Genomic DNA, 20,057 nt, shown 5'->3' on the forward strand with positions numbered 1-20,057 from the left:
AGAAGGAAACACCATGCATCGCACGCCCCTCGTCAACGCGACTGATCTCCCAGGGCTCGGACCGCTCCGGCTGATCTACGTCCCGGCCGGCGATGAACGACCCGAAGGGCTGCTGAGTGTGCCGATCGAGGACTGGATCGACCGCGCGAAACGCAGCCAGTCGGGCTTCGACGATCTGGCTTTCTGGCAGCGCGAACTCGAAGCGATCGGCGTGGGGCCGGATGCCGTGAGCGTCGTTCTGGACGACGGGCGCATGACCGAAGCCGCGCGGGTCTGGTTCATCCTTCAATACTTCGGTCTTCCCGCGACAGTCCTGAATGGCGGCCTTGCCGCGCTTTCCGCCATTCCGCCGCAAGTTCCCCCTTCATCGGTTGCACTGGTTCTCGACCCCGGCGCGGGAAGGGTCGGCCTGAGCGAAAGGGAGGGCTTGAAGCGCGAACTGCCGAACGTGCAGATCTTCGACGCGCGGACCGCCGCCGAGTTTCGCGGCGAAGACCTCAAAGGCAATTCGCGCGGCGGGCATCTGCCCGGCGCGGCGCACGTTGCCCATGACGATCTGCTCGACGGGACGCATCTGCGCCCGGCGGCTGAGATCGCGCAGCTGCTCGATGCAGAGGGTATCGACGGCTCCAAGCCCATTGTAAGCCACTGCAACGGCGGTGGCCGCGCGGCGCTGGCGGCACTTGCTGCAGTCGTCGCCGGGAGGGACAACGTTCACGTCTACTATCTCAGCTTTGCCGACTGGGCGGCGGACGAAAGCTGTCCGGTTCGCCGGCCGGACTGACTTCGCACGAAACCGAGTGTCTTGCTGCGCCGCCGATCAGATCGATGATCAGTCCGGGCTAGCGTCAGCCGAACGTGAGCACGGCTGGTCGAGGGATCCTTCTCTGCAACTACCGAAGCCTCCATCTGGTGCAGCAAAAACAATGACTTATGACAGAGAAGGTTGGATCTCAGGCCCATCCCCTCCGCCACCTACACCATCACCCCCTTCACCCGCCGCCGTCGCGCGCTTTGGCCTGCGCCGATCGCGCTGTTCGGCCGTGTCGAACGCCGCGTCCGCTGGACATTCCGGTTCGGACGAACAGAATGGTGCGAAACGATGCGAGGATCTGATGGCCGACGATTTGCCCACCCGTTCGATGCCCCCGCAGCCCCGACCCTCTGCGCATGTCGGCCAAGGGCGGGTGGCCGCATGACGACCGGCATCCACCACGTCACCGCCATCACCGGCAACGTCCAGAAGAACGTCGATTTCTACGCGGGCTTCCTGGGGTTGCGGCTGGTCAAGCAGACCGGCGGTTATGAGGACGGCGAACAGTTGCATCTGTTCTATGGCGACCGGCTGGGCAGCCCCGGCTCGGTCGTCACCTTTCTGGTCTGGCAGGACGGGGCGCGCGGTCGCGTCGGGCTGGGGCAGGTCAGCGAGATCGCCCTGGCCGTGCCGCCAGGCTCGCTGGGCGAATGGCTGACGCGGGCGCTTGCAGCGGGGGTGCCGGTGACCGGTCCCGCGCCCGAGATGGGCGAAAGCACGCTGCGGCTGCGCGACCCCGACGGGATCATCGTCAAGCTGGTCGGGATCGACCTGCCCGCCGCCGCGCCGCTGGATGATCCCCATACGCCGACCCGCATCCGTGGCGTCACCATCCTGACCGAGGATGCCGAGGCCGCCGCCGCCTTCACCGCCCGCTTCGGCTATCGCCCGGTGCTGCGCGACGGGCCGTTCATCCGCATGGCATCGGACAGCGACGTGGTGGACATTCGCGGCTCGGCCGGTTTCGTGACGGGCGGGCCGGGCACCGGGGTCTTCGACCATGTGGCCTTCCGCGCGCCGGATGCGGCGGCTGTGCGCGCCATGCGGCTGGCCTTGCAGGGTCATGACGGGGCGGTCTCGGTCCATGATCGGCGCTATTTCCTGTCGCTTTACGTCCGCGAACCCACCGGCACGCTGTATGAATACGCGACCGATGCGCCCGGCTTTACCGTGGATGAGGATGCCGAGGCCCTGGGCCAGACCCTGATGATCCCGCCCCATGACGCCGCCCGCGCCGCCGATCTGCGGGTTGTGTTGCCGCAATTTGCCCTGCCGGGGCAGGAAAGGATGCCGATGCGCGATCTGGGCTTTGTCCACCGCTTTCACACGCCCAAGGATGCCGATGGCAGCGTGCTGGTGCTTCTGCATGGTACCGGCGGGTCCGAAACCGACCTGATGCCGCTGGCCGCGCGGATCGCACCGCGCGCGACGCTGCTGGGGATGCGCGGGCGGTCGACCGAGGAGGGGATCAACCGCTGGTTCCGCCGGATCGACCCGATGACCTATGATCAGGCCGACATCGCCGCCGAGGCCGCCGCGCTTGCCGATTTCATCGCCGAGGCGCGTCGCAGCTATGGGCTGGAGGCGGGCCGGATGACCTTTCTGGGCTATTCCAACGGCGCCAACCTGCTGGGCGCGATGCTGCGGCTGCATCCGGGCGTGATCCGCCGCGCGATCCTGTTGCGCGGGATCGAGGTGCTGGAGGCCGCGCCCGCCGCCGATCTGTCCGGCACGCGGGTGCTGATGACGACCGGCGCGCATGATCCCTATGCCCCCATGGCGCCGGCGCTTGAGGCGTCCTTGCGCGCCGCGGGGGCTGATCTGGATGCACGCCGGCTGGCCGCGGGGCATGAGCTTTCCCCCGCAGACCTGACCGCCGCGCAGGACTGGCTGGGGGGTCAGGCCTCAGCCGAAGTCGGGGTCTGACCGCGCGCGATCCAGGATCAGGGGGATCACGATCTCCTCCTCATCCGCCAGATGCTGACGCAACAGCGGCGCAATGCGGTTGACCGTATCGGCCAGCCCATCGACGGCAAACCGCTGGTCGCTGGTCATCATCCCGTGGGCATTGCCCAGACGGCGCAGGCTGTCTTGCGTGACGGCGGCCAGATCGTCGATGGCGTCGTGGATCATGTGGTGGTCGGCATCGAGGATCTGGAACCCGCGCAGCAGGCGCGGCTCGGCGCGCTGGAAGACCGGGAAATAGTGGTGATCCTCGATCTGGTGATGACCGTCGAGACCGACCAGCAGGCTGCCGATATGGCGGCGCAGGGCAGGGGCGCTGTCGGGGGTGGTCAGGCCATCCTCGCGAAGGCGGGTCAGCCCGGCGGTGATCCGGGCTGTCTGCGCGCGGAATTGATCGTGCCTGGCCAGCCAGACCTGCGCCGTGGCCGAAAGTGCCGACCCCTCGGCCCAGGTCGGGCGCGGATGTTTCGCGGCCAGAAACAGCAGGTCGGGCGGCAGGCCGGTGCGGCGGCCCAGTGTCCATCTGTCGTCCATTCACGCCCCCATCATGAAAGCGGGCGGCAGGGGTGCCGCCGCCCGGTGATCCTTGCAAGCGCGCCTTACAGCCGCCCGAACTTGCCCAGCCGGAAATCGTCCATCGCCTGCCGGATCTCGTCCTTGGTGTTCATCACGAAGGGACCATAGGCCGCGATCGGCTCGTCGATGGGTTCGCCCGCCAGGATCAGCAGCTTGGCATCGTCCCGCGCGGTGATGACGACATCGCCGCCGGTCCGCGACAGGCGAACGGTGCCGGGACCGGCCAGATCGGTGCCGTTGACCGTGACCAAACCCGACAGCGCCACGACGATGACGTTCCAGCCCTCGGCCGGGATCAGCGTCGTCCTGCGCCCGGCGTTGAGCCGCAGATCAAGCACGTCCATCGGCGTGAAGGTGCGGGCCGGGCCTTGGGCCGCGCCATGGCTGCCCGCGATCACCCGCACGCGCCCCGCGCCATCCGGCAGCTCGACCGTCGGGATCGCCGCATCGCTGATCGCCTGATAGCCGGGCGCGGCGGATTTGTCGCGGGCGGGCAGGTTGACCCACAGTTGCACCATCTCGAACGGGCCGCCGGTGGCGGTATAGTCGGTGCTGTGGAACTCACGGTGCAGGATGCCCGAACCGGCGGTCATCCATTGCACATCGCCGCGCCCGATGACGCCGCCGCGCCCGGTGCTGTCGCCATGCTCCACCTCGCCCTCATAGACGATGGTCACGGTTTCAAAGCCCTTGTGGGGATGCACATCGACACCGCGCGGGCGGTCGGCGGGGGCAAAATCATGCGGCCCGGCATAGTCGAGCATCAGAAAGGGCGTGGCCTCGGACTGCCCCGACATATGCGAGAACAGCGACCGGACGGGAAAGCCGTCGCCGACCCAATGGCCCTGCGGCGCGGTGGTTGTTTCGATGATGTCACGCATGTCTGTCTCCTGCTGAGGGGCGTCGATGCCCCTTTGTTGACAGGAAGATGGGGTCTTTCGGCCACGGGGCAAGGCGGGCCGCGTTCGGCAAAACCGAACGCCGCTTTTGCGATGCGACCGCTGATCGCAAACGGATCAGCGCAGGCTGGCGGCAAATCCCGCGATGAAAGCCGCAAGCTGGTCGCGGGTCTTGTCATCGGTCAGATTGCCCTGATCGTCGAACAGGCCCGAGGCGCGCGAGACCATCAGGCGGCCCTCGGCCCATAAATTGCACCGCAGGGTGCGCAGCACCGGCAGCCAGTGATCCTGCGCCATGATCGTGCCGAAGCCGCCGGGCGAGGCGCCGATCACCGCCACCGGCTTGCCCGCGAACATCGACAGACCCGGCCCGCGCGACATCCAGTCGATGACGTTCTTGAACACGCCGGGAATGCCGTTGTTGTATTCGGGGCTGACCAGCAGCAGGGCGTCGGCGCGGCCGAGCTGATCTTGCAAGACCTGCACGGCGGGCGGCAGGCCCTGCGCGGCCTCGGCATCGGCATCATAAAGCGGCACCTCGCGGATGTCGCCGATCCGGATGGTCACGCCCTCGGGCGCGGTCTCGGCTGCGGCGCGCAGCAGCCCCGCGTTGAAGGACGCCCGGCGCAGGCTGCCCGAAAGGCCAAGGATGGTGGTCATGTGCGATCCTTTCGCACCGCTGTCAGCGGCTCTGGTGTCATCGTCAGATGCAGTTGGTCCAGCCCGGCGGCGATGCCGCCCTGCACCTGCTGGGCCAGCCGGCTGGCGTCGCGGCGGCGGATGTCCTCAAGGGTTTCGGCCACCACCGCTTCGGCGCAGCCAAGCGCGCGCAGCCCCTCGGCGCCCATGGCAAAGGCCGCCTCGACGGTTTCGCGGATCTGGAAATCGACGCCCGCGCGGATCAGTTCGACCGCGTGGCGGCGGTCATAGGCGCGCACCAGCAGGCGGGCCTGCGGAAAGGCGTGGCGCGCCAGTTCGACGATCTGGCTGGCCACCTTGGGGTCATCGACGCAGACCATGATGACCTCGGCCTCATCGGCACCGGAATGATGCAGGATGTCCAGCCGCCCGCCATCGCCGTAATAGACCTTGAATCCCCATCTGCGCGCCTCGCGGATGCTGTCGGGATCGGTGTCGATGACCGAGACCTCGGCACCCTGCGCCAGCAGCATTTGCAGCGCCATCTGGCCGAAGCGGCCAAAGCCGATCACCAGCACCTGACCGCGCAGGCCGTTCGCGGCCTCGACCCCCTGCATCGAAGGACGGGCGGTCAGCAGCCGGTCGGCGGCCATCAGGATCAGGGGCGTCACCGCCATCGACAGGATCACGACCGAGCCGAAGATCGCGTTCTGGCGCGCGTCGATCACGCCGCTGCCAAGCGCCGCCGAATACAGCACAAAGGCGAATTCGCCGCCTTGGGCGAACAGCGCGGTGCGTTTCAGCGCGGCCAGGTTGGCGCTGCCGAACAGCCGCGCGGTGGCATAGATCGCCACCGCCTTGACCAGCACGAACGCAAGCAGCATCGCCAGCAACAGTGGGCCTTCGCCGGCGACCACCCGCAGGTCCAGCGACATGCCGACCGCCAGAAAGAACAGGCCCATCAACAGGCCGCGAAAGGGTTCGATGTCGGTTTCGATCTGGTGACGATAGCTTGACCCCGACAGCATGACCCCTGCAAGGAACGCACCCATGGCCATCGACAGGCCGACCGCCTCCATCAGCAGGGCCGCGCCCAGAACGACCAGCAGCGCCCCCGCCGTCAGCACCTCACGCGATCGGGCGCGGGCCAGCAGCGCGAAGAACGGGTCCAGCCCCCAGCGACCGACGACCAGCAGCACCGCCAGCCCGGCCAGCGGCAGGATGATCGCCATCGCCCCGCCGGGCGCGTCGCTGGCCGGTGCCAGAAAGGCCACGACCGCGAGCAAGGGGACGATCAAGAGATCCTCGAACAGCAGGATCGAGACCGCCTTTTGCCCCTCGGCCCCGGCGATCTCGCCACGGTCCTGAAGCGTGGACATGATGACGGCGGTCGATGACAGCACAAAGCCCGCCCCGGCGATGAAGCCGGTGACGGGCGGCAGGCCGAAGATGATCACCCCGGCCATGGTCAGCAGGGTCATCGCAAGGGCCACCTGCGCCAGCCCCAGGCCGAAGATCTGGCCGCGCATCGACCACAGCTTTTGCGGCCGCAGCTCCAGCCCGATGACGAACAGGAACATGACGACGCCCAGTTCGGCAAAATGCAGCATCGCCTCGGGGTCGGTGAACAGGCCAAGCACGGATGGGCCGACCAAGGCCCCGGCGGCGAAATAGCCCAGCACCGATCCAAGGCCCAGGCGGCGAAACAGCGGCACCGCCACCACCGCCGCGCCCATCAACACCACCGCAGGACCGATGACCGGCCCAAGCCCCTCTGTCGCCATGATAAACCCCCGTTTTTATGCGGAAACCATGGCGGGCAATCGGCGGCGGATCAATCGAAAAACCCGCCGGTCGAAACCGGCGGGTCGGCTGGGGGGACGCTAGTCCAGCGGCTTCAGCCCGGCCTCGATGCTGGCGCGCTTCGGCTCAAGGAACGGGGGCAGCGACAGCGCCTCTCCCATCGTCTCGAACGGCTCATCCACGGCGAAACCGGGGCCGTCGGTTGCGATCTCGAACAGGTTGCCGCCAGGTTCACGGAAGTAGAGGCTGCGGAAGTAATAGCGCTCGACCTCGCCCGAGCTGGGGATGCGAAAGTCGTTCAGCCGCTGCGCCCAGTTGTGGATCGTGGGCACATCGGGCACCCGGAAGGCGACGTGATGCACCGCCCCCGCGCCTTGCCGTGCGACGGGCAGGCCGGGTTCGACCGCGACATGCAGTTCGGCGGCAGGCCCGCCTTCGCCCATTTCAAACACATGGACCTGACCGTCCGGCCCCGCGTAATCGCGCATCCGGCGCATGTTCATCACGCGGGTTAGCACCGCCTCGGTCGGGGCCAGATCAGGCACCGAGATGGTGATCGGCCCCAGCCCACGGATCTGATGGGCGGCAGGGACCGGGCTGCGATCCCAGGGATGCGCAGGGCCGGGCTGGTCGGCGGTCAGGCGAAAGCGCTGCCCCTCGGGGTCGTCGAAATCAAGGCTGGCGCGGCCATCGGTGGTGGCGATCTGCCCGACGCGCAGCCCCGCATCCCGCAGCCGCGCGGCCCAGTAATCAAGGCTTGCGGCATCGACGCGCAGCCCGGTGCGGCTGATCGAATGGGTGCCGCGCCGTTCGCGCGCGACCGGCCAGTCGAAGAACGTCAGATCGGTGCCGGGACTGCCCGCGCCATCGGCAAAGAACAGATGATAGGCCGAGGTGTCATCCTGATTGACGGTCTTTTTCACCCGCCGCAGCCCCAGCGTTTCGGTATAAAAGCGGTTGTTCGCCGCCGCATCGGCGGTGATCGCGGTCAGGTGGTGAATGCCGGTCAGATCCATATGCGCCTCCTTTGTTGGCACCGATATGGGGCGGCGCCTTGGCCGATACCAGCCGGGCCGCGCCGCACGCGCCGTTCGACAAAACCGAACATGCGGCGTAATCTTGGCCCATGCGCTATGACCTTGACCAGTTGGAAACCCTGCTTGCCGTGCTTGAGCTTGGCACCGTCACCGCAGCGGCGGCGCGGCTGAACCTGTCGAAATCGGTGATCAGCAAGCGCATCACCGACCTGGAGGTCGAACTGGGCGCGGCGCTGTTTCGCCGCAACGCCGGGCGCATTGCCCCGACCGAGGCGGCGCAGCGCCTGGCCGATCGCATCCGTCCCGCGCTTGCCGATCTGCGCGCCGCGACCGAGGCCGCCGCATGGGGCGGGTCCGAGCAATTGCGCGGCACGCTGTCCATCGCCGCCCCGATGAGCTTTGGCACGCTGCATCTGTCGCCGGTGCTCGCGCGCTTTGCCGCCGCCCATCCCGGCCTGCGTCTGCGCATCGACTATGACGACCGGGTCGTCGATCTGACCCGCGACGGTTTCGACATCGCGCTGCGGATCGGGCCTTTGGCCGACAGCGCGCTGATGGCGCGCAAGCTGTGTGATGACGTCTCGGTCGCCTGCGCCGCGCCCGCGCTGCTGGATCGGCGCGGTCGGCCCGCCGTGCCCGAGGATCTGACCGGCTGGCCGGTGATCGGCTACAGCCACCTGTCGAATGCCGACCTGTGGCGGTTCCGCGTCGGTCGGCGCGATCTGCACCCCGAGGTGGTCGAGATCGCCACCGCCAACAACGGTGAGGCGATGCGCGATCTGGCCATCGCCGGGCTGGGGCTGGCGATGCTGCCCGGCTTCATTGCCGAACCCGCGATTGCCGACGGACGGCTGGTGCGGTTGTTTCCCGAACTGACGCCGCGCGCGCTGCCGATCCACGCGGTCTGGCCGCGCGTCCAGCCTATGCCGACCAAGCTGCGGGCGCTGATCGACTGGCTGGCCGCCGCGATGGCAGACGGCGCGCCCTGGCGGCGATAGGGGGTCAGTGCCGGTTGCGATGCTTAAACATGCGCAGCATGTCGGCCAGCCAGTCGCCATCTGCGCTGCGCATCAGCACCGCCGCCAGAAGCTGAACCATCGGCGGGATCGGCGCGTCATCAGGGCCTTGGGCCGGATACAGCGACAGCGCTCCGCCAGCGGCGACCACAAGGACCGAGCTGCCGCGCGGCAGGAACGTGGCAGTCTCGGTGGGGGTCTTGGTCATGGCGTCACCAGAAATAGAGATGGGGTTTGCGGTTGCCCAGATCCCAGACCATGCCGTCGGGATCGGCCCCGCGCAGCAGCCGCGCCAATGCGGCTGCGGTGCGGCGGCGGCGCGGGCGGCTGTGGTAAAGGATGTTCCAGAACGCCGGTGATCCGTCCGGGAAACGGGCGGTGCGGCGGCTGTGGCTTCGGGGTTTCTTGCGCTTGTGGTTCATCATCGGGCCTTTCAGGGGTGCAGACATGCGGGCATGACTGCGGTCCCCGGAGGGGCGCGGATGGAAAACCAGCGATGTGGGTCAGCGTCGGGATCTTTGGTGCGGGATGACGCTTATCATCCCGGACGGGTCCGGTAAAGCGGGCACAGCCCCGGTCAGGCCCCGCAATCCGCCAGCCAGGCCCGGATCGCGGCCAGACTTTCGGTCTCATCCAGGAACGGGATATGGCCCCGGTCAGGCACCACGGCCAGGGTCAGGTCGGGGCGTCGGCGCTGCATCTCGGCCGCTGTCTCGGCGCTGAACAGATCGGAATTGGCGCCCCGGATCAGCCCGACCGGCAGGCCCGACAGCGCCTCGTAAAGCGGCCACAGATCGGGGGTCGGGCCGGCAAAGGCGGCCAGAAACGCCTCGCGCAGGGCCGGGTCATAGGTGATCTTCACGCCCGTGTCGGTCTGGATATAGTGGCGCACGGCCTCCTCGGCCCAACGGCTTGCGGGGACATTGGCGAAGTCGCGCATGACCTGCGGCAGGCGGTCGGCAATCTCGGCCAGGGTTTTCGCGGCCGGATTGCGCCCGACGTAATCGAAGATCTTCTCCAGCCCCGCGCGTTCCAACACCGGGCCGACATCGTTCATCATCAGCCCCAGCATCCGGTCCTTTGCGGTCGCGGCCATGAACATGCCGATCAGCCCCCCGCGCGAGGTGCCGATGATCGCGGCCTTGTCGATCCCCAGATGGTCCATCAGCGCCACCACGTCGCGCGCCTCTTGCGGGACGGTATAGGTCGCGGCACCGGTCCAGTCCGACTTGCCGCGGCCGCGATAATCGGGCCGGATCAGCCGGATGTCGGGCAGGTGATGGGCCATGTAATCGAAATCGTGGCTATCGCGCGTCAGGCCGGGCAGGGCCAGGACAGGCAGGCCGCGGCCTTGGTCACGATAACCCAGACGGGCGCCGTCATCCGCGGTAAAATACTGATAACCCATCAGATATTGTCCGACTGCGGCATTCCCAGAACGTGATAGCCGCTGTCGACCATCACCACCTCGCCGGTGGTGCAATTGCCCCAGTCGCTGACCAGCCAGACGGCGGTGCCGCCGACGGCCTCCAGCGTGGCGTTGTGGCGCAGGGGGGCGTTCGCCTCGGTGTGGCGATAGGTCTTGCGCGCCCCGCCGATGGCCGCGCCGGCCAGGGTTTTCATCGGGCCGGGGCTGATCGCATTGACGCGGACGCCCTGCGGGCCAAGGTCATTGGCCAGATAACGCACGCTGGATTCCAGCGCCGCCTTGGCCACGCCCATGACATTGTAGAACGGCGTCACCCGGTTCGATCCTCCATAGGTCAGGGTGATCAGGCTGCCGCCATCCGGCATCAACTCGCTGGCGCGGCGGGCCACGTCGATGAAGCTGAAGCAGGAAATCGCCAGCGAATTCTTGAAGTTGTCGCGGCTGGTATGGATGAAGCGGCCGGTCAGTTCGTTCTTGTCGGAATAGGCGATGGCATGGACCAGAAAGTCGATCCGGCCCCAGCGATCCTTCAGCGCCTGAAAGGCCGTGTCCAGGCTGGCATCGTCATTCACATCGACATCGACCAGGAAATCCGACCCCAGGCTGGCGGCCAGCGGTTCCACCCGCTTGCCGAAAGCCTCGCCCTGATAGGAAAAGGCCAGCTCCGCACCCTCGGCCGCCAGGGCCGAGGCGATCCCCCAGGCGATCGACCGGTCATTGGCCACGCCCATGACGAGGCCGCGTTTTCCCTTCAAGAGATCGCCCATTGTCAACACTTCCTCAATTTATTCGCGATAAGCCGACATCAGCAGCGACGCATTGGTGCCACCGAAACCGAAACTGTTTGAAAGGATCGAATCGAAAGCCACATCATCCACGCGCTTGGTCGCGATTTCATCAGGGCGGATCGCCGGGTCCAGCTCGGTCACATTGGCCGAGGCGGCGATGAAACCGTTCTGCATCATCAGCAGCGAATAGATCGCCTCGTGCACGCCTGTCGCCCCCAGGCTGTGCCCGGTCAGCGATTTGGTCGAGGAAATCGGCGGCACCTTGCCCTCGCCGAAGATGCGGCGGATCGCCTCGACTTCGGTCACGTCGCCCGCGGGGGTCGAGGTGCCATGCGCGTTGATATAGCTGACCTTGCGGCCCTCGGGCAGGGTCGACAAAGCCAGCCGCATCGACCGCTCGCCACCTTCGCCCGAGGGGGCCACCATGTCGTGCCCGTCGCTGGTCGCGCCATAGCCGGTCAGTTCGGCATAGATCTTGGCGCCGCGCGCCTTGGCATGTTCCAGTTCCTCCAGCACGACGACACCGCCGCCACCGGCGATGACGAAACCGTCGCGGCTGACATCGAAGGGGCGCGAGGCGGTGGTGGGGTCGTCATTGTATTTCGACGACATCGCCCCCATCGCGTCGAACAGGCAGGATAGCGTCCAGTCCAGTTCCTCGCCGCCGCCGGCGAAGACGACATCCTGCTTGCCCATCTGGATCAGCTCTGCCCCGTTGCCGATGCAATGGGCGCTGGTCGAGCAGGCCGAGGTGATCGAATAGTTCACGCCCTTGATGCGGAACGGCGTGGCCAGGCAGGCCGAATTGGTCGAGGACATGCAGCGCGTGACCATGAAAGGGCCCATCCGCTTGGGCGCGCCCTTTTCGATGACGATCTGGTGGGCCTCGAAGAAATTGCTGGTCGAGGGCCCGCCCGAGCCCATGATCAGCCCGGTGCGCGGGTTCGAGATGTCGCCTTCCTCAAGCCCGCTGTCGGCGACGGCCTGTTCCATCGCCAGAAAGTTATAGGCCGCGCCCGGCCCCATGAAGCGCAGGTTGCGCTTGTCGATATGGGCCGCAAGGTCGATCTGCGGCATCCCGTGGACCTGGCTGCGAAAGCCCTTTTCGGCATATTCGGGGGCGGCAACGATGCCCGACCGGCCCGCACGCAGGCTTTCGGTGACTTCGGCGGCATTGTTGCCGATCGGGGACACGATGCCCAGACCGGTGATGACGACACGGCGCATGGGGCCTCTCCTTTGACTGTTCAGGCATATCTAGGGCAGGCGGTCGCGCTGGCGCAAGGTCAAACGGCGGCGGTGGCGACGGGCCGGCGGGCGCGGCCTGGTGCCTTGCCGTCTGCAGCGCCGGGTTTCGGGGGCTTCTTTGGGGGAGGGGGGGCGCGGCGATCCGGCCCCCCATGGCACACCGTCCCGCGGCGGATGGTCTATTTCCCCAAGCACCGCCATGGGCCACGCAGGTCATGCCGGGGGCGGTCCCGCCACGCCGCTGGATCAGGCGGACGGGTCAGCGATGCGGGCGATGTCGGCTTGCGGGCCTTGCCCCGATTGCGCTGCGCCGGGCATGTCGGTGTCCGCATGGGCGCAGGGCCATGCGGGCCGGTCATGCGCGGCGGCGGCAGGATTTTTAGGGGCGCCGCCACGTTGACAAGAGGCGCTGCCCGACCCCAAGGCGGCAGCGCGCGGCGCATGGTGCAACAGGGAACATGAGCGCTCAGCGGGTGCCTGTTCCTGCCTTCTGGGCGCTTTCGCGGGGTATGGGGCCGCCGTTCGGCGCCGCGATCCGGGCGCGCCGGTCATGCCGCGCGGCGTCACGATGCATTGGGCCATTGCTGCTGCCGGAGCGCCGTGACGCGGGGTGGGGGCGTGTCTGCCGCGCGCGGATGTGTGTGTTGCTCGGTTTCAGCCAAGATCGTCGAAATCGGACGTGCCTGTCGCGCACGGATGGGTGGCCGGCCATGCAGGGGCGTCGCGCCACGGCGATGGCCGGGCAACGTCGCGCTGTGCCCCTGCGGCGACGTCTGAGGAGCAGACTTGCGCGTCTGCGGCGCGCACGGATCGGGCTGAGCCGATCAGGCAAAGCGCAAGGGCGCGACACGATCAGGAGGCGTTGGCCGCTTCGTTGTGTCGGCGGACTGGCGGCCGCAGCCTGCGAAACGGGGCGGCCGTGCCCAGCACCACGCACATGCGATGTTCGGTCGGTGGCCGCGCGTCTTGCCGTCATCGCACGAGCTTCGCGTCGGGCTGGGAATGGACCTTCCGGGGGCGACGCGCGCGCGGGGTGGGCTGAGGCGGGCCGGTCAGGCGCATGGGGGGGACCGCTTTGCAGGCGTTGCTGCCGCCGGTGCGCCGTGACGCGGGGTGGGGACGTGCCTGCCGCGCACCGGTGGGTGTACGGTGGCGTTTCCTACGCCGTCCAGTTTTGCGGACGTGCCTGCCACTCGCCTTGGGACGTGCCTGCCACCGCCACCGCGGTGATCGGCGGTCCTCGCATCGGGGGCGGGGTCCGGGGGCACCCGACCTGTCGGACCGGCGGGCAGATCGCAGGTCTGGCCCCCGGTTCCCGTGACCAGATCGCGCCTGTCGACTGACGGGGCACTCGGGGCCGTCCCGCCGCACGGTGCCGCCCCCTGATCGCTTGCCGCTCAGCAATCGCGCCCGCCGCTAACCGCCGTTTCGCGGCCCGCAAGGCCGGGGCCGTCAGCTTTCCGACAGCGCGACCTTCATGTCCTTGACCTGATAGATCACCTCGCCATCGGCCTCGACGATGCCGTCGGCGACGCCCATGGTCAGCCGCCGGGTCTGGATCGCCTTGGTGAAATCCACCTTGTAGGTCAACAGCTTGCGGTCGGGGCGGACCATGCCGGTCAGCTTGACCTCGCCCACGCCCAGGGCATAGCCGCGACCCTGCCAGCCGCGCCAGCCCAGGTTGAAGCCGGTCAGTTGCCACAGCCCGTCCAGCCCCAGACAGCCCGGCATGATCGGGTTGCCGGGGAAGTGGCAATCAAAGAACCACAGGTCCGGGGTGATGTCGAACTCGGCCACGACATGCCCCTTGCCATGCAGGCCGCCGTCGCCCGAAATCTCGGTGATGCGGTCCATCATCAGCATCGGCGGGGCGGGCAGTTGCGCATTGCCCGGCCCGAACAATTCGCCGCGCGCGCAGGCCAGAAGATCGTCCTTGTCGAACCGGGTGGGGTAACCTGCCATGGCGCGTCCTTTCGTGGTGCGGGGTCCGGCCCCGTCGCTTGCTCCTGCCGCAGTGGCGGCACCGGCCCGATCTAGCATCGCGGCCCGCCGACTGGCAAGCGCAGGGGCGGGCCTGCGATCTGTGGACAAAGCGCGGGCAGGGGCCTAAAATCACCGTCGGGGACAGGCTTGATCCGGCGCATCGCCGGCGCGGCCTGTGGGCTTTGCCCCGGCGCCACTACACAGGGAGAGACCATGCACGATCATCCGCATGTCGGCCATGCCGCCATCGACCCCGCTGGCTGGCTGGCGCGCGCCGGGCTGCGGCCGACGCGGCAGCGGCTGATCCTGGCCAAGCTGATGATCGGCGATGGACATGACCGGCATGTGACGGCGGAAAGCCTGCATCAGGCGGCGGTCGCGGCGGGGGAATCCGTCTCGCTGGCCACCGTCTACAACACGCTGCGCGCCTTTGTGCGGGCCGGGCTGATCAACGAGATCTCGGTCGATGCGACGCGCAGCTATTTCGATACACGGCTTGATGATCACCCGCATTTCTTCTGGGAAGACAGTGGCGAGCTGGCCGATGCCCCGGCCGGGCAATTGTCGATCACCCGGCTGCCCGCGCCCCCGCACGGGGCCGAGGTCGCGCGGGTCGATGTGGTGATCCGCCTGCGCCGGACCTGAGGGCCTAGAACCACTGGCCCGGCTCCATCAGGCCCAGATCCATCAACTGTTGCGACCGCCATTCAAAGACCTGCGAATTGGCCCAGGTGAACTGGCTGATGGCGGCGCGCGAACCGGGGTTCGACATCAGCGCCTTGGCCGCCCGGAACGATGCGACCGCCGCCGTCAGGTTGTGATGCCACGGGCAGGAATAGGTGTTGTATTCGGGGTCGTTGAACGTGTGGTCATCGGCCAGTTGCAGGCCAGGGCGGGCGCGGAACAGGCTGATGCGGTCGATGCGGCGGCGGGCGGCGGGGACGTGTTCCTCGAACCGCCAGCGAAGACCGCCAAAGCAGTTCATCTGCCGTTCGCGGTGGTGGCCGTCGGGGGCGACGCGGGCGAGGGCGTAATAACCGGTGCGGTCGAACATCGGCCGGTCCAGATCGACCGCATCGGGATGCGCGGCCAGATCGGCGGCATACAGATCGACCACATAGGTCAGCATCGCGTCGCGCCGTTCCTCGGTGTGAAAGGTCAGCAATTCCCGCACGTTACGGCTTTCGCCGAAGGGGTGGAACAGGAACTCGGCGTTGTATCCGTAATGCATCCAGGTGCCGGGCGGGGCGGCGGCGATCAGCGGATTGACGGCACGGGTCAGCGCGCCGGGGCTGCGCATGTCAAAGCGGATGCGATGCACGCGCGCCGCCAGATCGTCGGGCAGCACCAGGGCATCGGGGGCCAGCACGATCAGCGTGGCAAAGCCGCGGTCGATATTGTGGCGCAGCGTCTCGGGGACGGCCACCAGATCCTCGACCAGGGTGATCGCCACCGGCCCCTTGGCCAGGGCGCCGCCTTCAGCCGCCAGAAAGGTCTCGATCGAGGCATGGATCATTGGCACCACCACATTACGCCGTCTGGGTATCGCCCCGCGCCCGCTTTGTCGAGACGCGCCACCGCAAGCGCACATTGATCCGGCCCCGCGCATCGGCTATGGGGCGGGCATGGTGAAAAAGCTGCATATCAAGACCTACGGCTGTCAGATGAATGTCTATGACAGCGAACGCATGGCCGAGGCGATGGGCGCGCAGGGCTATCAGTTGACCGATGATCCGGCCGAGGCCGATCTGGTCCTTCTGAACACCTGCCATATCCGTGAAAAGGCTGCAGAAAAGGTCTATTCCGATCTGGGTCGGCTGAAGCCCTTCAAGGCCGAAAACCCCGATCTGCTGATCGGTGTCGCAGGCTGCGTGGCCCAGGCCGAGGGCGACGAGATCCTGCGCCGGATGCCGCTGGTCGATCTGGTCGTGGGCAGCCAGGCCTATCACCGTCTGCCCGACATGGTGCGCGCGGCGAAAGCTGGCGCGCGCCCCGTCGACACCGATTTCCCGGCCGAGGACAAGTTTGACCACCTGCCCGAACGCCCCGCGCAGGCCCGCCCGACCGCCTTTCTGACGGTGCAGGAAGGCTGCGACAAGTTCTGCGCCTTCTGCGTCGTCCCCTATACCCGCGGGGCCGAGGTCAGCCGCCCCGCCGCCCGCATCCTGACCGAGGCGCAGAAGCTGGTCGCCAAGGGCGTGCGCGAAATCACCCTGCTGGGCCAGAACGTCAACGCCTATGCCGACCCGGACGGGGTGCGGCTGGCGGCGCTGGTGCGCGATCTGGCCGCGATCGAGGGGCTGGACCGCATCCGCTATACCACCAGCCATCCCAATGACATGGGCGATGATCTGATCGCCGCCCATGCCGAGGTGCCGCAGCTGATGCCCTATCTGCATCTGCCGGTGCAATCGGGGTCGGACAAGGTGCTGAAGGCGATGAACCGCCGCCACACCGCCGAGGATTACCTGCGGCTGATCGACCGTATCCGCGCCGCACGGCCCGACATCATGTTGTCGGGCGATTTCATCGCGGGCTTTCCGGGCGAAACCGATCAGGATCACCGCGATACCCTGGCCCTGATCGAGGCGGTCGGCTATGGCATGGCCTATTCGTTCAAGTATTCCGCCCGCCCCGGCACCCCGGCGGCCGACCGGGCGCTGATCGATGCCGATGTGGTCGATGCCCGCCTGCAAGAGATCCAGGCCCTGATCACCCGCCAGCAGCGTCAGGCGCAGGCCGATATGGTCGGGCGCATCGTCAATGTGCTGTTTGAAAAGCCCGGTCGGCTGGCGGGGCAGATGATCGGCAAGTCCGATTATCTGCACGCCGTCCATGTCGTGACCGATGCCCGCCCCGGCGATCTGCGCGCTGTGCGCATCACCGCCAGCGCGCCCAATTCGCTGGCGGGGGAACTGGTCTAGAACCGGAAGTCCAGCGACAGCACGCCCAGGCGCTGCGGCTCGACCTGGCCCTCGAACTGGCGGCTCAGCCAGGCCTGACCGAAGAACACCGACACCGGATCGCTGCGCCACAGTACGCCCAGACGGGCGCGGCGCGTGGTCTTTTCGGGGGCGATCGATCCCTGTTCGGGAAAGAAGATGCTGTCCTTCAGCCGCGTGACATCGGCCCCCGCGATCAGGCTGAAACCGTGGCGTTCATGGTTGTTCACGACCAGCGGGGTGCCGGTGATTTCGTCGCGCACCCAATAGGTTGCGTGGGCGGCCGGCCCCAGGATCACGTCGAAACCGGCGGTGGCCGAAGTCTCGTATCCGACCTGCGCACCGGCATAGGGGCGGAACTCCCAGGCGCGGTCGCTGCCCAGTCTGGCCCAGACCTCGCCCTTGGCCAGCCCGTGCCAGCCGTTCGCCAGCCGGTTGTAGTTACGGCCGATCTGTTCGTCGCTGCTGCCGCCGAAAATGTCATGCAGACGCTTTTGCAGGCTGCGCAGCCCGGTCTGGTCGCCGGTGATCAGCAGTTCGGCCCCGACGCGATAGCCAAGCACCCCGCTTTGGCCGATGGTAAAGGCGCCCAGACCGATGGCATTGGCATAATCGCGGTCAACCGGCTGGCGCGTCAGGCTCCAGGGGGCGACGATCTGGCCACGGGCGCGCAATTCGGTGGCATTGCCGAAAAAGCTGTTCTCGTAGAGGCGCGAATAGGCATATCCCATGGATTGCCAGCGGTCGTGGCGATCGCCCAAGGCGTCATTGGCAAACACATGCACGCCGCCGACCGGATGGCCCAGACCCTGCACCAACAGGCTTTGCGCCATGGCGGGGGTGGTGGCGCAGGTGGCGATGATCCCGACCGTCGCCGCGACACCCCCCATCAGGCCGCCCGCCAGCCGTCCCATCAGCCCCGCCGCCCGTCGCGGCAAGCTGCGGATCGGGTTGTGGCGGCGGCGGGCGGGAAGGGGGCGCGGCAAGGCGGGGCGGGGCATTATTCACCTCAAAGTTGAATCGTGAGTTGTTAACTTTCGTTGAATACACCTCTTGCGTGTGCGATTCGCCTATAGGTAAAAATCATGCGGGGCGATCGACTTGGTTTCGTTGCATGGATGTCGCAGTTTTGGCCCCGGCTGGCGCCTGATGGCCCCTGATGGCGCTGGTGCTGCCCCGGTCTTGCCGCCCGCCAGCCGCCCGCAATGCCCCGCCCGGAATCTGCGCGCCGGGGCGCTGGCTTCGTGCCACCGCGCCGTGCCACCGCGCCGTGCCACCCCGCCCGCCCCCCTGCGCCCCACACCACCGGAACCTTTTCGCCGCACCAGAGGTTAGCCCTTGCAGCGCGGTGCCGGGCTTGGCACCATTCCCGCAGCCGCCCCTTGCCCCTTGCTCAGCCGGAGTATCCCTTGGGTCTTAGCCCGATCACCCCCGCCGCCAGCCCCGAAACCCTTCTGGCCTTTCCCGACAACCGTCTGTTGATCGACCTGTGCGGCCAGCATGATCGCAACCTGGCCCAGATCGAACATCAACTGGGCGTGCATGTGCTGCGGCGCGGCAATCAACTGGCCGTGGTCGGCGCGCCGGAATCGCAGGTCGCCGCCGCCCGCATCCTGACCGCGCTTTACGAACGCCTGGAACAGGGCCGCCCCGTCAACGGCGCCGAGGTTGACGCCGCCATCCGCATGATGGACAGCGCCAGCGACGTGCCGGGCATCGATGAACAGCTGGAAATGTTCGGCGCCGGCAAGTTCGAGATCCGCACCCGCAAGAAACAGGTCGAACCGCGCACCGAGGCGCAAAAGAACTATGTCATCAATCTGTTCCAGAACGAACTGGCCTTTGGCATCGGCCCGGCGGGGACCGGCAAGACCTATCTGGCGGTGGCTGTCGGCGTGACCATGCTGATCGGCGGCCATGTCGACAAGATCATCCTGTCGCGCCCGGCGGTCGAGGCGGGCGAACGGCTGGGCTTTCTGCCCGGCGACATGAAGGAAAAGGTCGATCCCTACATGCAGCCGCTTTATGACGCGCTGAACGACTTTCTGCCGGCCAAGCAACTGGCCAAGCTGATGGAGGAAAAGCGCATCGAGATCGCGCCCCTGGCCTTCATGCGCGGGCGCACGCTGGCCAATGCCTTCGTCGTGCTGGACGAGGCGCAGAATGCCACCACGATGCAGATGAAGATGTTCCTGACGCGGCTGGGCGAAGGCTCGCGCATGGTCATCACGGGCGACCGCACGCAGATCGACCTGCCGCGCGGGGTGCCGTCGGGGCTGGCCGATGCCGAACGCATCCTGGATGGGGTCAAGGGCATCAGCTTCAACTATTTCACCGCCAAGGATGTGGTCCGCCACCCCCTGGTTGCGCGCATCATTCAGGCCTATGACCGTGACGAAGCTGCTGGTTGACCCGGTGATCGAGGACGCGCGCTGGTCGGACGCGGGGCTTGAGGCGCTGGCCGAGGCCGCCGCCCGCGCCACGCTGGCCGATCAGGGGCTGGATGCGGCGGGTTTTGAAATCAGCCTTCTGGCCTGCGATGACGCCCGCATCGCCGCGCTGAACGCCGATTTTCGCGGCAAGCCGCAGCCCACCAACGTGCTGTCCTGGCCGTCCGAGGAACGCGGTGCCGCGGCTGATGGCGCCCGCCCGGATGCGCCCGATCCGGGCGATGACGATGAGCCTGAGTCCCTGGGCGATATCGCCATCGCCTATGACACCTGCGCGGCCGAGGCGCAGGCGGCGGGCAAGCCTGTGGCCGATCACACCACCCATCTGATCGTTCACGCCACGCTGCATCTGCTGGGCTATGATCACATTCGTGACGCGGATGCCACGCTGATGGAGGCAACCGAGACACGAATCCTTGCGCAGATGGGCCTGGCTGACCCATATGCCGACCATCATCAGTGACGAAG

20 protein-coding genes are annotated in these 20,057 nt (G+C 67.4%); 7 read left to right on the forward strand and 13 right to left on the reverse strand.

Translation table 11 applies throughout. The features are described 5' to 3' along the window. Positions 1-13: 13 nt before the first annotated feature. On the forward strand, positions 14-784 hold the full coding sequence (locus tag ACEYYA_RS07185; protein ID WP_374799053.1) for a sulfurtransferase: 771 nt from the start codon (positions 14-16) through the stop codon (positions 782-784). A gap of 411 nt (positions 785-1,195) precedes the next feature. After that, entirely contained in the window at positions 1,196-2,740 is a 1,545-nt protein-coding gene (locus ACEYYA_RS07190) for a VOC family protein (protein WP_374799055.1), read from the forward strand. Here ACEYYA_RS07190 and ACEYYA_RS07195 read toward each other — a convergent pair. From ACEYYA_RS07195 to ACEYYA_RS07215, 5 genes are all read right to left on the reverse strand, one after another. Further along, complete coding sequence (locus ACEYYA_RS07195) at positions 2,720-3,313, reverse strand: hemerythrin domain-containing protein (RefSeq protein WP_374799057.1); 594 nt, start codon at positions 3,311-3,313, stop codon at positions 2,720-2,722. The two genes, ACEYYA_RS07190 and ACEYYA_RS07195, sit on opposite strands and share 21 nt — an antisense overlap. Before the next feature lie 65 nt (positions 3,314-3,378). Further along, on the reverse strand, positions 3,379-4,236 hold the full coding sequence (locus tag ACEYYA_RS07200; RefSeq protein ID WP_374799059.1) for a pirin family protein: 858 nt from the start codon (positions 4,234-4,236) through the stop codon (positions 3,379-3,381). Between the two features lie 135 nt (positions 4,237-4,371). Then, complete coding sequence (locus ACEYYA_RS07205) at positions 4,372-4,914, reverse strand: NADPH-dependent FMN reductase (RefSeq protein WP_374799061.1); 543 nt, start codon at positions 4,912-4,914, stop codon at positions 4,372-4,374. Beyond that, positions 4,911-6,677, reverse strand: coding sequence for a monovalent cation:proton antiporter-2 (CPA2) family protein (locus ACEYYA_RS07210; RefSeq protein WP_374799063.1), 1,767 nt, complete (start codon positions 6,675-6,677; stop codon positions 4,911-4,913). Before ACEYYA_RS07210 ends, ACEYYA_RS07205 begins: the two co-directional genes overlap by 4 nt. Positions 6,678-6,776: 99 nt before the next feature. Next, complete coding sequence (locus ACEYYA_RS07215) at positions 6,777-7,712, reverse strand: ring-cleaving dioxygenase (protein ID WP_374799065.1); 936 nt, start codon at positions 7,710-7,712, stop codon at positions 6,777-6,779. A gap of 110 nt (positions 7,713-7,822) precedes the next feature. Here ACEYYA_RS07215 and ACEYYA_RS07220 point away from each other — a divergent pair, with 110 nt between their 5' ends. After that, positions 7,823-8,731: a LysR family transcriptional regulator gene (locus tag ACEYYA_RS07220; RefSeq protein WP_374799067.1), complete on the forward strand. Its 909-nt coding sequence runs from the start codon at positions 7,823-7,825 to the stop codon at positions 8,729-8,731. 4 nt (positions 8,732-8,735) lie between these two features. Here ACEYYA_RS07220 and ACEYYA_RS07225 read toward each other — a convergent pair whose 3' ends face one another. From ACEYYA_RS07225 to fabA, 6 genes are all read right to left on the reverse strand, one after another. Continuing rightward, on the reverse strand, positions 8,736-8,957 hold the full coding sequence (locus ACEYYA_RS07225) for a hypothetical protein (protein ID WP_374799069.1): 222 nt from the start codon (positions 8,955-8,957) through the stop codon (positions 8,736-8,738). 4 nt (positions 8,958-8,961) lie between these two features. After that, positions 8,962-9,198, reverse strand: a complete 237-nt coding sequence (locus ACEYYA_RS07230) for a hypothetical protein (RefSeq protein WP_374799071.1) — start codon at positions 9,196-9,198, stop codon at positions 8,962-8,964. A gap of 128 nt (positions 9,199-9,326) precedes the next feature. Then, positions 9,327-10,157 carry an alpha/beta fold hydrolase gene (locus tag ACEYYA_RS07235; RefSeq protein WP_374799073.1) on the reverse strand — a complete coding sequence of 277 codons (831 nt, stop codon included), beginning with the start codon at positions 10,155-10,157 and terminating at the stop codon, positions 9,327-9,329. Then, entirely contained in the window at positions 10,157-10,945 is a 789-nt protein-coding gene (locus ACEYYA_RS07240; protein WP_374799075.1) for an enoyl-ACP reductase FabI, read from the reverse strand. The genes ACEYYA_RS07235 and ACEYYA_RS07240 overlap by 1 nt, the downstream gene beginning before the upstream one ends. Before the next feature lie 18 nt (positions 10,946-10,963). Next, a complete protein-coding gene (fabB, locus tag ACEYYA_RS07245; RefSeq protein ID WP_374799077.1) occupies positions 10,964-12,193 on the reverse strand; it encodes a beta-ketoacyl-ACP synthase I in 1,230 nt (409 codons plus the stop codon). A 1,473-nt stretch (positions 12,194-13,666) separates the two neighbouring features. Further along, on the reverse strand, positions 13,667-14,176 hold the full coding sequence (fabA, locus tag ACEYYA_RS07250; RefSeq protein ID WP_374799079.1) for a bifunctional 3-hydroxydecanoyl-ACP dehydratase/trans-2-decenoyl-ACP isomerase: 510 nt from the start codon (positions 14,174-14,176) through the stop codon (positions 13,667-13,669). 234 nt (positions 14,177-14,410) lie between these two features. Between fabA and irrA the strand changes: the two genes are divergently transcribed. Continuing rightward, positions 14,411-14,842 (forward strand): iron response transcriptional regulator IrrA, encoded by a 432-nt coding sequence (gene irrA, locus ACEYYA_RS07255; RefSeq protein ID WP_374799081.1) that lies wholly within the window; start codon positions 14,411-14,413, stop codon positions 14,840-14,842. A gap of 4 nt (positions 14,843-14,846) precedes the next feature. On the opposite strand, the gene ACEYYA_RS07260 is transcribed toward irrA, so the two are convergent. After that, positions 14,847-15,713 carry a hypothetical protein gene (locus ACEYYA_RS07260; RefSeq protein WP_374799130.1) on the reverse strand — a complete coding sequence of 289 codons (867 nt, stop codon included), beginning with the start codon at positions 15,711-15,713 and terminating at the stop codon, positions 14,847-14,849. Positions 15,714-15,822: 109 nt separating this feature from the next. Between ACEYYA_RS07260 and miaB the strand changes: the two genes are divergently transcribed. Continuing rightward, complete coding sequence (gene miaB, locus ACEYYA_RS07265; RefSeq protein WP_374799083.1) at positions 15,823-17,121, forward strand: tRNA (N6-isopentenyl adenosine(37)-C2)-methylthiotransferase MiaB; 1,299 nt, start codon at positions 15,823-15,825, stop codon at positions 17,119-17,121. On the opposite strand, the gene ACEYYA_RS07270 is transcribed toward miaB, so the two are convergent. Next, entirely contained in the window at positions 17,118-18,125 is a 1,008-nt protein-coding gene (locus ACEYYA_RS07270; protein WP_374799085.1) for a lipid A-modifier LpxR family protein, read from the reverse strand. The two genes, miaB and ACEYYA_RS07270, sit on opposite strands and share 4 nt — an antisense overlap. A gap of 423 nt (positions 18,126-18,548) precedes the next feature. Here ACEYYA_RS07270 and ACEYYA_RS07275 point away from each other — a divergent pair, with 423 nt between their 5' ends. Both ACEYYA_RS07275 and ybeY read left to right on the forward strand, forming a co-directional pair. Beyond that, entirely contained in the window at positions 18,549-19,550 is a 1,002-nt protein-coding gene (locus tag ACEYYA_RS07275) for a PhoH family protein (RefSeq protein ID WP_374799087.1), read from the forward strand. Then, positions 19,525-20,052, forward strand: a complete 528-nt coding sequence (gene ybeY, locus ACEYYA_RS07280) for an rRNA maturation RNase YbeY (RefSeq protein ID WP_374799090.1) — start codon at positions 19,525-19,527, stop codon at positions 20,050-20,052. The genes ACEYYA_RS07275 and ybeY overlap by 26 nt, the downstream gene beginning before the upstream one ends. Positions 20,053-20,057 lie beyond the last annotated feature (5 nt).

Source organism: Paracoccus zhouxuedongae, assembly GCF_041927815.1.
Classification (GTDB): domain Bacteria; phylum Pseudomonadota; class Alphaproteobacteria; order Rhodobacterales; family Rhodobacteraceae; genus Paracoccus.